Origin of the sequence: Rhodococcus sp. 06-156-4 (genome assembly GCF_002259345.1) — a bacterium.
Lineage (GTDB): Bacteria > Actinomycetota > Actinomycetes > Mycobacteriales > Mycobacteriaceae > Rhodococcoides > Rhodococcoides fascians_E.
Genome location: NZ_NPGB01000037.1, coordinates 222137 through 235592, shown reverse-complemented (window position 1 = coordinate 235592; position 13456 = coordinate 222137). Strand labels below are relative to the sequence as shown.

The following is a 13456-nucleotide window of genomic DNA, read 5'->3' as shown; positions in this document are numbered from 1 at the left end:
GCCGTCGGGCCGGCAGCCAGGGTAGTCACGCGGTCCTGCCAGCCAGTTCGTCTGCCCCGACCCAGTTACCGTGAAGACCCGACTTGATCCGTATTGGTAGCGACAGGGTGGCAACCGGAGGTTTGTCGAGATTCTGCGCGTCGAGTATGACCAGGTCGCTGCGCATGAGGTCGCGGCGAGCAACGACGACGAAGACGTACCCGTGGCCCGGTTTAGCATCCGCCTGGCCCGGTACGAAGATCGGTTCTCCGACAGTGGCGTTCGGACCTGGGTCGTAGAACTTGGTCGAGCCGGAGGATAGGTTGACGGCACCGATCCAGCGAAATCCCGGGCCGGGCTTGGAGCTGCCGGGTAGATCATTGATCGCCAGTACCCCCCAGTCGTAAGCGAGGGTTTCCTGACGGTCGTCCATTCGGGGGAATTCGCCGGCGGCGGTCATCAGTCGCCGCTCGGTGAAACCGCCGGTGGAATCGGCGAGGTCGATCGTCCAGCGTGACAGATGTGTTTTGCTCCTGTCAGGATCGTAGGCGGCGCCACTGATGTCGGGGAACCAGGGAAAGTAGCTCGTCTCGGCGACCGGTGTGTCGATGTAGATGTGTCGCCCGTCGTCGAAGGCACCCATGATGTGACTGGCGAATCGATTGCTGCCACGGAACCAGCGAAGGTCCTTTCCGCTCCCCTTACGTGGGAGTACTCCCAGATACACATCCTCATCCGGATCCCAGAAGTACTGGTTGTTTCCCTGTGCGATCCACTCCGTACTGCTTCGTAGCGGCACGATAGGGAAGATGACGTAGTTCTGAGTAACTGCAAAGTCATGGATCATGCACGAGTAGGGAGCAGTGAGCCAGGCCTCATGAATGATCTGCCCGGATGCGTCGGCCTCGTAGTACGCGATGTCAGGTGTGGCTTCGCCCTTGGCTCCGTACCCGAAGAACACCATTTCTCCGGTGCGTGGATCGACTTTCGGGTGTGCTGTAGATGTTTCGGAGGTCAGTGCGCCTTGGAAGTCGTATTCGCCGAGTGTCTCGAGGCTCAAGGGGTCCAGAAGTATGGGTGGACTGTCCTCCTTGGAGGCGTACAGACGCCCACCGTGAAAGAAGACATTGGTGTTCGCCAGCCCACGACGGATCCCTGCGACCGATGGGTCGTCGGTCGAGGCATTACGGTAGGCGCCGAACAGTGATTTGCCAGCCTTTTCCTCGGCTACGAACCGTGGCGTGCGCACATACCGGGTTTTGAAGTCCACCCGCCCCTTGCTGAAGGTGAAAGACATTGCCATACCGTCAGAGTTGAAAAGGGCAAGATCGTTGTCGACCATCGAGGGATAGTGTCTGTCGACTACCACGCGGTAGTAGGTGCCGTCGAGGTGTTCGGGCACGGCGCCCTGGGTGCACTCGAGATCGGTGATATCGGCCTCGACACGCATCGGTGCGTCGAACGGATCGTCGGCGACGGGAAAGCGAATCACGTGCGTCTCCTTCGGATGAACCGGTGACCCACGGTCGTCCAGTGACGCGGCGTGAATCATTTCGGTGATTTAAGACACACAAACACCCATATGTGACCCAGGCCAAGGTTCGAAACCTTAGATTCCGCCATGTGGAACGCCGGAGCGGTCAGTTTCGCATGCGAGCAGTAATCGCGTCGGCTGCTGCGATGAGCGCCGGGGTGAGGGCGTCGATCTCGGCACGCGTTTGCAACCACGACACGTATCCGACCACTCCGAGGGATCCGATCGCAGCACCAGAGGAAAGCACGACCGGTACAGCGAGACCGGTTGTACTCGAGTCGAACTCGCCGACGCTCACTGCCCAGCCCCGTTTGTGAACTCGGGCGAGCTCGTCGAGAAGCGTGGGCCAGTCGGTGATCGACCGATCGGTGAAGGGCGCGAGCTGCCTGCCGGGGTAGCGTCGCTCGAGCTCCTCTGGCGATTCTCTGGACAGCAACGCCTTCCCTCCTGCCGTGCAATGCGCCGGAAACAGTCGACCCAAGGTAGGTGCCAGGGTGCGGGATCGACTACCTGGAAGGGCTTGTACGACGCGGACGTCCTTACCCTCGAGGACGTAGAACACGAAGGTCTCGTCGTACCGTTCGTGCAGGTCGGCGAGTACCGGCGCGGCCGCGTCGCGCATATTTCGTGAGCCGCTCACCGTAAGTGCTATCTCGTGCAGTGCAGGACCGATCACGTAGGGCCCACCGTGGCTGTCTTGCCTGACGAACCCGGCCCGCCGGCAGTTCGCGAGCACCCGATGCGCTGTCGAAGGGGCGATTGCGAGTTCTCGGGCGAGTTCGCTGACGGCAAGTTGGCCGCGCTGAGCAATGAGCAAAACGGTGCGTAGCGCGTAGTCCGCAGACGTGGAGGTGTTCTTGTGGTTGCTCGGTTTGCCACCAGTCCCGTTGGGCGGGTTCGAGGAGGTCATGCGAGTCACCCTTCCATATAGCGGAATGAAGTGGGTACATCCTTGAGTCCTGAGTTCAGGGCCGTGTTAGTTAGTGACATCCATCACATGAATATGAAGCCTGTGCGCAAGACCACTCGGTGGCGGTTGCGGCGGCGGAAAAGAGAACCACGATGACCGAAGGAACAACTCTCGCCTCACCCATCGACACGGATACAGTTGTCCGTCTCGCTCGGCGGGTCGATGCACTGGAAGGGGAGCTGGCAGTGCGGCGCCTGCAGCACCAGTACGGCTACTACCTGGACAAGTGCCTCTATTCCGAGGTCGTAGATCTGTTCAGTAAAGAAGCCGAAGTGGTGTTCATCGGGGGTATCTACCGGGGGCGGGCTGGTATCGAACGCCTGTACCTGCAGCGATTCCGGGAGCGATTCACACAGGGCTACAACGGCCCGGTGCGCGGCTTCCTCCTCGACCATCTGCAGCTTCAGGATGTAGTCACCGTGGACCCAGACGGCGCCTCCGCCCATGCTCGATTCCGTTGCGTCATGCAGGCCGGAGTTCACGAGTCTGTGCGGGCGGAGTTCCCCGGCAAGACCGCATTCGAGCAATGGTGGGAAGGCGGGGTTTATGAAAACGAATACGTTCGTGAAGATGGCATCTGGAAGATCAAGCGTCTGGACTATCGCCCGACCTGGCATGCCGACTACGCCAAAGGGTGGTCGGAGACCGCCCCGTTGACCCAGGTCGTACCCACTGCCACCTACCCGGAGGACCCGATAGGTCCAGACGAAATCGCCGCTGGGGTGTTCGAAACTTTTCCCAATACTGAAGTGGTTGGGTTTCACTATGCCCACCCTGTCACCGATAAGGCATGGCGAGCGTGAGCACCTCCATGCGTACGAGCACCCGGCAGTTCGATGTGCCCCAAGCAGCCGTCCCCGAGCAGTGGCGAACGGCGAATCCCTCCATTCCGGCTTTCGATGAGCTCAGCTACGGCGATGTACACAACCCTGCACGCCCCGATGAGCTGGTCGGCCGCTACGCCCGTTGTGGCGTCGGCGAGGTCACTCGCGCTGTCGCTGCGGCGAAGGAGGCTTTCCCAGCGTGGCGCGACCTCGGAGCACGCGGCCGCGCCGCGTTGATGCTCGCTGGAGCGAAAGTCACGGACGAGTTGGTCGACCTCGTTGCCCCGCTGCTGACCCTCGAAATTGGCAAGACTTTGGGTGAGTCGAGAGGCGACGCGGGCGGGGCTGGGCGGCTCTTGCGCGAGTACGCTGCGCACGCCTCGGTTATCGACCATGAGCTGGACATCGCCGGCGAACCTGGTGCGGGCGGTGCTGCCGAGGTAGTGGTCCGCCGGGTCCCTCTGGGTCCCGTTGCGGTGATCTCACCCTGGAACACACCAATTCATCTCGCCTTCACGTCGATCGCACCCGCGCTTGTTGCCGGCAACACTGTGGTGGTCAAGCCGTCGGAAGTTGCCCCACTCGGCCTTACCGCTCTGCTGACTGCACTGGCAGCTGTGCTGCCCGATGGTGTGCTCCAAGTTGTTCCCGGAGACGGCGTCGAAGCGGGCGCGGCGCTGACATCAAACCCGGACATCCGGGGAGTGTTCTTCACGGGCGGGATCGTTACCGGGCGGGAGGTGATCAAGTCCAGCGCGCCAACGGTGAAGAACATTGCGATGGAACTCGGCGGAAATGATCCCGCGCTGATCCTCGAATCCGCCGCGATCGATGAGGAAATGGTTAGGGAGTTGGTTGCCGGAAGCTTCGGATGTGCCGGTCAGATATGCTTCAACGTCAAACGAATTTACGTGCACCGCAAGCACTTCGACAAGTTTGTCTCGGCATTCACCGATCTTGCGGGGAAGATCGTCGTCGGTGACGGTTTCGACCCGCTCGTCGACGTCGGTCCGCTGACAACAGAGGACGGTTACCGCCGCGCGAACCGACTGATAGATCAAGCCCGCGGTGCTGGTGCAACAGTGCAGACAGTGGGCCGGTACGCCGACTCCGCACGTCCCAGCGAGGGCTACTACGTGTTGCCGACGGTGGTCACCGGCATTGCTGCGGACGACGAGCTGGTTGTTACCGAACAATTTTGTCCGGTCATCCCGATCATGCCCTTCGACAGCGACGAAGAAGCTATCAGCGCTGCGAACGAGACGGACTTCGGTCTCGCATCGTCGGTGTGGTCGAAGGACATTGACCACGCGATGCGTGTCGCACGGCGAATCGAATCGGGTAGCACCTTCATCAATGTGCACCGCCTGGGCGCATCCGTGCCGTCGGCGCCGTTCGGGGGAATCAAGCAGTCCGGCATCGGACGAACGCACGGGGCGTACTCCCTGCGTGCTTGCACCGAAGAGCACGCCATTGTCCGATTCGGCAGTCCCACAACGGATCTTCCGGGTATGGCCCGATGGAGTCATCTGCAGACCGCTACTCCGACAGCGACCGGAAGGGATTGATCGATGACCGCTACCGAGCCCGCCGCGTCGCCGGGCTACCGCAGGATCGCGACCGAAGAAGCCTATGCGCCGACGGAACTATTCGACTTGTACCGCAGAATGCTAGATTCCGGGACATGTAAGGACCGGGGATTCGTGTCCCTGATGGGCTTCTACCTCAACAGCGCTTCACCCAAACCCGTCGCCGTCCGTCGTCGCCTGCAGAGTCTTGGCGACGAGCGGCTAGCGGACATGGACGCCACGGGAATCGATCACCAGATTCTCTCGCTCACCTCGCCAGGTACCAACGTCTTCGACGCAGCCACGGCCCGCGAGATTGCGATACTCACCAACGATCGGCTGGCCCAAGCATGCCGGGATTACCCGGATCGGTTCTCTGCGCTCGCGGCCCTTCCGATGCAAGATCCCGCTGCCGCTGTTCGCGAACTCGACCGTGCGGTCAACGATCTCGGCTTACGTGGAATCATCGCGAACTCCCACATCGGTGGTAGCTACCTCGACGACCCCATGTACAGACCGATCTTCGAGGCGGCCGAATCGCTGGGCGTTCCCATCTACCTACATCCGAACACGCCCAACAACGAGATGATCGGCCCGCTCCACGAAGCCGGAATCGATGGCGCTATCTTCGGGTTCGGCGTGGAGACCGGAATGCACTTGCTCCGCATCATCACTTCGGGGCTATTCGATCGGTACCCCAACCTGAAGTTGGTCGTGGGCCATCTCGGAGAGGCTCTTCCCTACTGGCTCGCTCGGATCGATTACATGCACGCCGCGCAGGTGGCAGCGGGACGCTATGACGCGATCCGGCCACTCGAACGCAAACCAAGCGAGTATTTTCGGCACAATATCTGGCTTACTACCAGCGGCATGCCCTGGCAGCCCGCCATTCTCTTCGCCCGCGAAGTCGTCGGAGCAGACCGCGTCATGTACGCCATGGACTACCCATACCAGTTCGTCCCTGACGAAGTGAAGACCCAGGACGCACTACCGATCTCACAATCAGAGAAACGAGCATTCTTCGAATCCATCGCCGTGGATGTGTTCGGACTGAACATCCCCGCTGCAGTCAACGCACCATCCGCGTCACACCAAGGAGTCGACCATGTCCATCATTGATGACGTTCAGAAGTCTGCAATGACCCGGTTTCAGATCGTCACGATTGCGACATGCCTCGCGGTGATGGTCGTCGACGGGTTCGATGTGATCGCCATGTCGTTCTCAGCGTATTACGTGGCCGACGACTGGGGCATCTCGTCGAGCACGCTGGGGTACGTGCTCAGTGCGTCCACGGCCGGAATGGCGCTCGGATCTCTCGCGCTCTCACCGTTGGCCGACCGCTTCGGACGACGAACCGTCGCAGTGGGCGGACTCGCTGTGGCCGCCCTCGGCATGCTGTACTCGGGAGTGTCACCCAACATCGAACACCTGGTCGCATCGCGCCTGATAACGGGCATCGGTGTCGGCGGCATCATGGCCGCCACAGGCATCATCATCGCTGAGTACTCGTCGCGCCGCCGACTGGGTCTTACGATGGCGCTCTACGCCGCAGCGAATGGAGTCGGTGGCATACTCGGCGGACTCCTCGCCAAGGAAATCATCCCGGCGTTCGGCTGGCACTCGGTATTCCTGTTCGGCGCAGCAGCAACCACTGTGTTCCTTGTCGTCGCGTACTTCGTCCTTCCTGAATCCCTTGACTACCTCGCTACCCGCAACGATCCGAGATCTGTAAAGCGGCTGAACCATATTGCAGCGAAGATGGGGCGCACTGTGGAGCCCGAGGTCAACAACGCGGGCGCAAGCGCAGAGTCATCGGTAGTGGCTAAAAGTCGTTACTCGCAGTTGTTCTCAGGCGGCACCGGTTTCCATACTGTCTTCCTGACGCTGGGCTTCGGGACTTTGATGGCCGCGTTCTACTTCATGCTGGGATGGACTGCACAGCTTGTTTCTCAAGCCACCGGGTCCGGCGAGGTGGGGATCCAAGTCGCCACGCTCCTGCCGTTGGGTGGACTCGTTGGGAGTATCGCATTCGGCCTACTCACCGGAATAATTCGAAGTCGCCCGCTCGCTGTGGCGGCTCTGAGCTTGGCCTCGATCTCTACTTTCATGATGGCGTATACGATCGCCACCGGTTCAGCCCCAATTGTGACCGCACTTGTTCTTGGCATTCTGCTCCAGGCTGGTATCACCAGTTACTACGGAATAATCCCCCAGGCGTTCCCGGCCCAACTGCGGACCACTGGTTTCGGTTTCGTCTTGGGTATGGGCCGCGTCATCGGGATTGTCGCCCCGATCGGGGCGGGCTACTTGCTGGGCGTTTGGTCTTCGGCCACTGTTTTTGCGCTCTCCGGGGTTCTGGTCGGAGTGTCTGCGATCGTCATGGCGGCATACTTCCTCTTCACGCGCAGTACTTCGCCCGTGGGCGAACCACCCACCGCCCCGACCTCCGGCGCCACGGCTGAAGACGATCGAGTGGTCGGCGCATGACACTCCCGACCTCACCCACCTGCACAAATGAACGAACGAACAGGATGTGACAGCACGATGACCGAATTACTTTCCGAACCGATCTGGGAGTCCTCTGTGTTCGCCGGCTCCTGGATCCCCGGTGGCGGCGGAGACTTGCCCGTGATCGAACCCGCAACCGGCAAGCAACTCACTACGGTCGGCACTGCGACTCCAGAGGACGTCGACTTCGCGGTCAAGAAGGCGAAAGATGCCCAAACACTCTGGGCTGCTCGTCCGTTCACCGATCGCGCCGCAGTTCTTCGTAAAGCGGGACAGCTATTCGAGGCCCATGCCGCAGAGATCGGTGATTGGATCATCCGCGAGAGTGGAGGGATCACCGCCAAGGCCGGGCTCGAAACTCATGTCGCGGCCGAGGAATGCTACAACGCATCCGCGCTTTCCGCTCATCCCCACGGTGAGTTGCTGCGCTCGGAGAAGCCGAGACTGAGTTTTTCTCGGCGCATCCCGGTCGGGGTGGTGGGCGTGATTGCTCCGTTCAACTTTCCGCTAATCCTCTCGATCAGAGCGGTAGCGCCTGCGTTGGCGCTCGGAAACGCCGTCGTTCTCAAGCCTGACCCGCGCACCGCGGTGTGCGGTGGTGTCGTTCTCGCCCGGATCTTCGAGGAGGCCGGTCTGCCGGAGGGGCTGTTGAGTGTCTTACCTGGTGGCGCTGACACCGGAGAAGCCGTGGTGGTGCATCCCGATGTGCGGGTCATCGCTTTCACAGGTTCCACCGCCGCCGGCCGGGCAATCGGAGAGCTCGCCGGGCGGCACCTCAAGCGGGCGCATCTCGAGTTGGGCGGCAACAATGCCCTGATCGTGCTCGGCGATGTCGATGTCGAAAAAGCCTCATCCGTAGGGGCTTTCGGTTCGTTCATGCACCAGGGGCAGATTTGCATGACGTCTGGACGGCATCTAGTGCACGAATCGATCGCCGCGGACTATGTTGCCGCGCTGACCGAGCGCGCGAACAAGCTTCACGTCGGCGATCCGTACACCGATCAGGTCGCCCTTGGCCCACTGATCGATGAGAAGCAGCGAAATCATGTTCACTCGCTTGTCACCAATAGTGTCGCGGCAGGCGCACGGCTTGCAGCCGGGGGAACCTATGACGAACTCTTCTATCGGCCGACTGTGTTGGCTGATGTTCCCATCCATGCAGCTGCTTTCGCCGAGGAGGTCTTCGGGCCGGTGGCACCGGTGACGACCTTCTCGAATCTCGACCAGGCTGTGGCGATCGCGAACGACTGCCAGTACGGGTTGTCGCTCGGAATTCTGTCCAACGATGCTATGCGCGCACTCGAACTTGCCGAACGTATCCCGACGGGACTGGTCCACATCAACGACCAGACGGTCGCAGACGAAGCGGTGGTCCCGTTTGGTGGCACCGGAGCCTCCGGCAATGGCGGCCGTATCGGCGGAATTGCCGCGAATCTGGACGCATTCACTGAAACACAGTGGGTAACAGCGCAGTCCACCCTGGCCGTATACCCGTTCTGAGTATGGCGTCAGGTGGTGACCGGTTCGCGGTCCCATCCCCGAACCGGTCAACCGCCAGCGCCATCGTGCGGTCGGCCGCGCGCGAAAGACATCAAAAGACGCCTCTCTTCGGACGAATCGAGGCACAACAGAGGAGAAACCGTGCTCAACGAAGGTGCTGGCGCATGGGTGCATCGGCGATCCCGGCAAACGCCGAACGCTGTCGCGATCAAGTTCCGCGGTGAATCCAGGACCTATCATGACCTCGACGTGCGGGTCACCCGGCTGGCGAACGCCTTGCGTGAGCTAGGTATCAACAAGGGTGACCGCATAGCCGTGCTGAGCGACAACCATCCGGCATACCTGGAAACCCTGTACGCGGCCGGCCTACTCGGTGCAATCTTTGTGCCACTCAACTCCCGACTCACCGCCGTCGAGATTGCATATGCATTGGCCGACTCCGGTGCGCAGGTTTTCGTTCATTCAGCGGCGCTTACTGTGACGTCATCAGACGCTGCTCACGCCGTGCCAACAGTCGAGCATCGGATCACCGTCGATGGCGCTGCCGATGCCAGCAGCCACCACTACGACACTCTCATCGCAGAGGCAAGTGCCGACTTCTTCGACGTGCAGGTCGATCACAGCGATGCCGCCTTGATCATGTATACATCCGGAACCACCGGGCGTCCGAAGGGTGTTGTTCTTTCCCATGAAAACCTGCTTTTCGCGGTGATGAACGCGATCCTCGACCTGGACCTGCTGTCGGACGAAGTTTCTCTCGTGACTGCGCCCTTGTTCCACACGGGCGCGTTGAACATGATCGCTCTTCCCACGCTGCTTAAAGGTGGCACCGTGGTCATCGACGAGGGATTCGAGCCGGGCCGGACATTGCGAATGATCGAGGAAGAGCGCATTACCTTTTCATTCGGTGTTCCCACCATGCTCGATGCGATGAGCAGCCACCCTGCCTGGATAAGCACCGACCTGTCCTCGTTACGGCGCATGATCGCTGCCGCCGCACCCGTGCCGCCACGTACGCTGCGCACTTACACTGAACGGAATATCAGATTGTGCCAGGGTTACGGCCTCACTGAAACGGGTCCTGGCGCTCTGATTCTCATCCCAAGCGATGTTGAGCGCAAGCTCGGCACCGCTGGAGTTCCACATTTCTTCACCGATGTGCGCGTGGTCGATGAGGTAGGCCGTGGAGTAGAACCCGGGCAGCGTGGCGAGATCCAGATCAGCGGGCCGAATGTGATGACGAGGTACTGGAACAAGCCTGAGGAGACCGAGGCCACCTTCACCGCTGACGGGTGGTTGCGCTCTGGTGATGTTGGCATCCCCGACAGTGACGGGTTCGTCACGATCGTGGACCGGCTCAAGGACATGATCATCTCGGGGGGAGAGAACATTTATCCAGCGGAGATCGAATCCGTGATCTTCGATATTCCTGGTGTGACCGGCGCGGCGGTTTTCGGCGTGTCCGATGCTCGATGGGGCGAAGTAGGTTGTGCTGCAGTAACACTGACCGACGGTGCAGAGCTGACGCATGAGCGACTCGTAGAATCTTTGACTCCGCGGCTAGCGAAATACAAAATTCCGAAGTCGCTCGTGGTCGTGGACGAGATTCCTCGAAATGCGACCGGCAAGATCCGCAAGGACATACTCCGGACCAGGTTCGGCTCGGCGATATCGATGCAAGACGGGTAGCTACGTAGCTCATTCCCGTGCAGACGCCGTTCCAAGACGTCCGTAGGGCTCTGGGAGCGTCGGTTCTCGATGTAGCGATCCGAACGCGTGGCGCGGACATTCCGAGCGCGGTGAGGTTTGAGGTTACGGGTATATCCGGGTCGCTGCTCAGCGGTGTGTCGAGGCCGTGCTCGTCGCTGCCGAACATGTGCTGTGAGCAGAACTCCTAGTACGCTGACGGAATCGTCCTGGACCACGCTCCGGTGTTGAACTGGTGCCACAACCTGCGTATTGCCTGATCTGCAGGCAGTGCTCGATAGCACGTGTATTCGGCACTGCCGCGAGTAGCTGACGTTACTTATTAAGGGGTGCAATGGGTTCGTCGCGCCGACCGATCCGGTGCATCGATGGTGAGCTACGGAGCTTGTGACCAGGAGGAGGCGTCCTGGTTGTCGCAGAGCGCGGACTGTGGGTGGTCGCGCTTGCGGCTGTGTGTTCTCTCCAACATAGTCGGAGATGAGATGGGAACGAGGGGCATTGGCCAACCATCGATCGCCACCCCCTGGGTGACCCGACGAGCTCTCCCCGCCTAATCCAATGCAGGAGCGGTGATATGTCCGCGGACCAGGGCTTTACCGATGATGTCTTTCATGATTTCCGTCGTACCTCCGTACAGCGTGCTGGCGCGGGCGTCCACGAATTCGCGACCGATCCGGTATTCCGTCATGAATCCGCTGCCGCCATGCAGTTGCAGGCTCCGGGTTACGACTCGCTGCTGAAGCTCGGTGATCCACCATTTCGCCATGGCGGCTTCTGTTGGGTCCAAGGTGTCCTCGACATGTTCGGCGATGCAACGGTCGAGGAACACCCTCGCTACCTGAACTTCTGTGGCCAGTTCAGCCAGTGTGAAGCGGATCGTCTGAAACTCAGCGATCGATCGACCGAATGCCTCTCGCCCACGGGTGAACGACAGCGCTTCGTCCAGCGCCACTTCCATACTGGCAGCGGACGTCACAGCGATGCTCAGGCGTTCCCGCACGAGGTTGTGCATCAGATAAGAGAATCCCCGATTTTCCTCGCCCAACAAGTTTTCTGCCGGAACAGCCACGTTCTCGAAGAACAACTCAGCTGTGTCCTGTGCCAAGAGTCCGATCTTGCGGAGCTTGCTGCCACGGGTGAATCCGGGCATCCCCGACTCGACGAGGAATAGGCTGATTCCGTTGCGGCCTTCGCTCGGAGCGGTCTTTGCTGCGACTATCAAGACATCTGCGAGAATGCCGTTACTGATGAATGTTTTCGCACCGTTGAGCCTGTAGCAGTCACCCTCGCGGACTGCTGTGGTGTTGATGCCCGCGAGATCGCTGCCGGATCCGGGCTCGGTCATAGCTATTGCCGAGATCAGGGTTCCTGCGCACAGGCCAGGCAGCCACCTCTGCTTCTGGCTTTCGGAGAGTAGCTGATTGAGATACGGAGCGATGAGATCGTTGAAGCCACATAGATTCATCACCACCGCGCTGGCTCCAACCCGCGTGAGCTCTTCGTTCAGGACGACGTTGAAACGGAAGTCGTCCATTCCGCCACCGCCGTACTTGTCATCGACGTCCATCCCGAGAAGTCCGAGGCCACCCGCCTTGGCAAACAAGTCGCGATCGGTGACACCCGTTGCAGCCCAACGTTCGAGATGCGGAGCTACATGGGTGTGTGCGAAGTCCCGAGCCAGTTCACGTACTGCTGTGTGCTCTTCGGTGAACAGCTGTCGTTTCATTGCTAACTCTTCCTTTTCGTCTGGGTCGATCACGTCGACTGTCCACCCATTCCTGCACGGTAGCGATGAACATGGCCGACCGAGGGAGACTGATGCGGTCGGGCAGCTACTTGCGCCCCGCCCGCGAGCTGATCATGTGTTCGAGTGTCTCGTCAGCGGCTGCAGCGAGGACAGCGACCGCGTTCTCGTGTACTGCCACGGACCGTTCAGCCGGCCAGTCTGTTGGCAGGCAGTGCGCAGGTAGCCCAGGATCCACACGAAGCAGACGAAGCCAATCTGCCCCCAGCGCAGTGAATGACGCGACGGGGTTCTCGATTGCCGAGAGGTCGGTCCAGTTGGCTATGAAGCGACGATGTTCGGATTCGATGAGTTCCAGATCCCAAGCGCTTCGTACGAAATCGTGGGGCGATGTCCCTCCAATAGGACGACCTGCAAAAGCGACGGTGACCACGTTCGCCACCTCGCTCTGACCTAGAACTTCTCTGATGTCCTTCGTTCCGGGCGCTATCCACAGGCCATCGCGGAGCCGACCGAAACCAGCCCATTGCAACCGTGATCGCAGCTGATGGCGAAGGTCGCGCTGAGCTTCCGGAATCGAATAGCTCAGCAGCGTCCACTCGTCATCCACAGGAGTGAACGGGCCAGTCGAGGCGACACGTTCACGACCTTGACGCAACAACGCTTGCCCATCCTCCGTTATCCCGAACGAGGCGATACGCCCCGTTTGCGCACGGTGGAGTAAGCCGGTGCGAACCATTCGATTGAGAGTCGCTCGAGTCACCGCCTCGCTGACCTTGAGGCACACGAAGATATCGATGAACACCCCAGCTGTCAGATACCTGCGGCGATCATCGTCCAGAACGAACGCGCCGAGAAACGCGAGCATCAACTGCTGTGGAGCGATGCGCTCCTCGGTCGAGCTACCTTCGGCTGCCTGCGCCGCCAAGGGAGCCGCGGACAGTCGCTGCATCGCAGCCCCCTTCGTCGCATCACATGCCCTATTTGCTAACTCGCCACGGCAAGACTGTCACACGAAAAAGCAAAGTTCAATATTGACGGCCGTCACGATTGGATGTAGCTTTTGACGTGTTACGCCAGCTGGGCGATCGGTTGTCGGCACGGTCGGCGCCGCCCTCGTC

The 13456-nt window shown here is 60.5% G+C and carries 11 protein-coding genes; 7 read left to right on the top strand and 4 right to left on the bottom strand.

Annotation, left to right across the window (positions count from 1 at the left end; genetic code table 11):
* Window positions 1–25: 25 nt before the first annotated feature.
* A complete protein-coding gene (locus CH290_RS27725; RefSeq protein ID WP_230620871.1) occupies window positions 26–1381 on the bottom strand; it encodes a carotenoid oxygenase family protein in 1356 nt (451 codons plus the stop codon).
* On the opposite strand from CH290_RS27725, the gene CH290_RS30865 reads away from it, so the two are divergent.
* Window positions 1331–1498 carry a hypothetical protein gene (locus CH290_RS30865; protein WP_230620872.1) on the top strand — a complete coding sequence of 56 codons (168 nt, stop codon included), beginning with the start codon at window positions 1331–1333 and terminating at the stop codon, window positions 1496–1498. The genes CH290_RS27725 and CH290_RS30865 overlap by 51 nt on opposite strands.
* A gap of 121 nt (window positions 1499–1619) precedes the next feature.
* Here the strand turns inward: CH290_RS30865 and CH290_RS27720 are convergent, their stop codons facing one another.
* Entirely contained in the window at window positions 1620–2423 is an 804-nt protein-coding gene (locus tag CH290_RS27720; protein ID WP_052082974.1) for an IclR family transcriptional regulator, read from the bottom strand.
* A gap of 152 nt (window positions 2424–2575) precedes the next feature.
* Here CH290_RS27720 and CH290_RS27715 point away from each other — a divergent pair, with 152 nt between their 5' ends.
* The 6 genes from CH290_RS27715 to CH290_RS27690 all read left to right on the top strand — a co-directional run bounded on the left by CH290_RS27715 (window position 2576) and on the right by CH290_RS27690 (window position 10573).
* Window positions 2576–3286 (top strand): nuclear transport factor 2 family protein, encoded by a 711-nt coding sequence (locus CH290_RS27715; RefSeq protein ID WP_033188135.1) that lies wholly within the window; start codon window positions 2576–2578, stop codon window positions 3284–3286.
* Window positions 3283–4875 (top strand): aldehyde dehydrogenase family protein, encoded by a 1593-nt coding sequence (locus tag CH290_RS27710; RefSeq protein ID WP_170947502.1) that lies wholly within the window; start codon window positions 3283–3285, stop codon window positions 4873–4875. The genes CH290_RS27715 and CH290_RS27710 overlap by 4 nt, the downstream gene beginning before the upstream one ends.
* A gap of 3 nt (window positions 4876–4878) precedes the next feature.
* Window positions 4879–5994 (top strand): amidohydrolase family protein, encoded by a 1116-nt coding sequence (locus CH290_RS27705; protein WP_052082978.1) that lies wholly within the window; start codon window positions 4879–4881, stop codon window positions 5992–5994.
* On the top strand, window positions 5981–7363 hold the full coding sequence (locus CH290_RS27700; RefSeq protein WP_033188136.1) for an MFS transporter: 1383 nt from the start codon (window positions 5981–5983) through the stop codon (window positions 7361–7363). The genes CH290_RS27705 and CH290_RS27700 overlap by 14 nt, the downstream gene beginning before the upstream one ends.
* A gap of 57 nt (window positions 7364–7420) precedes the next feature.
* Window positions 7421–8884, top strand: coding sequence for a benzaldehyde dehydrogenase (locus CH290_RS27695; protein WP_033188137.1), 1464 nt, complete (start codon window positions 7421–7423; stop codon window positions 8882–8884).
* Between the two features lie 141 nt (window positions 8885–9025).
* Window positions 9026–10573 (top strand): acyl-CoA synthetase, encoded by a 1548-nt coding sequence (locus CH290_RS27690; RefSeq protein ID WP_033188138.1) that lies wholly within the window; start codon window positions 9026–9028, stop codon window positions 10571–10573.
* A 568-nt stretch (window positions 10574–11141) separates the two neighbouring features.
* On the opposite strand, the gene CH290_RS27685 is transcribed toward CH290_RS27690, so the two are convergent.
* The gene (locus tag CH290_RS27685; protein ID WP_033188139.1) at window positions 11142–12317 is read right to left on the bottom strand and encodes an acyl-CoA dehydrogenase family protein; all 1176 of its coding nucleotides are present in this window, start codon (window positions 12315–12317) and stop codon (window positions 11142–11144) included.
* A 106-nt stretch (window positions 12318–12423) separates the two neighbouring features.
* Window positions 12424–13287, bottom strand: a complete 864-nt coding sequence (locus tag CH290_RS27680; protein WP_052082979.1) for a PaaX family transcriptional regulator — start codon at window positions 13285–13287, stop codon at window positions 12424–12426.
* Between the last annotated feature and the right edge of the window lie 169 nt (window positions 13288–13456).

Excerpts from the sequence above, each read along its gene's own strand:
- CH290_RS27720 (WP_052082974.1), bottom strand. The coding sequence starts at position 2,423 with ATGACCTCCTCGAACCCGCCCAACGGGACTGGTGGCAAACCGAGCAAC.
- CH290_RS27715 (WP_033188135.1), top strand. The coding sequence starts at position 2,576 with ATGACCGAAGGAACAACTCTCGCCTCACCCATCGACACGGATACAGTT.
- CH290_RS27705 (WP_052082978.1), top strand. The coding sequence starts at position 4,879 with ATGACCGCTACCGAGCCCGCCGCGTCGCCGGGCTACCGCAGGATCGCG.
- CH290_RS27700 (WP_033188136.1), top strand. The coding sequence starts at position 5,981 with ATGTCCATCATTGATGACGTTCAGAAGTCTGCAATGACCCGGTTTCAG.
- CH290_RS27695 (WP_033188137.1), top strand. The coding sequence starts at position 7,421 with ATGACCGAATTACTTTCCGAACCGATCTGGGAGTCCTCTGTGTTCGCC.
- CH290_RS27685 (WP_033188139.1), bottom strand. The coding sequence starts at position 12,317 with ATGAAACGACAGCTGTTCACCGAAGAGCACACAGCAGTACGTGAACTG.
- CH290_RS27680 (WP_052082979.1), bottom strand. The coding sequence starts at position 13,287 with ATGCAGCGACTGTCCGCGGCTCCCTTGGCGGCGCAGGCAGCCGAAGGT.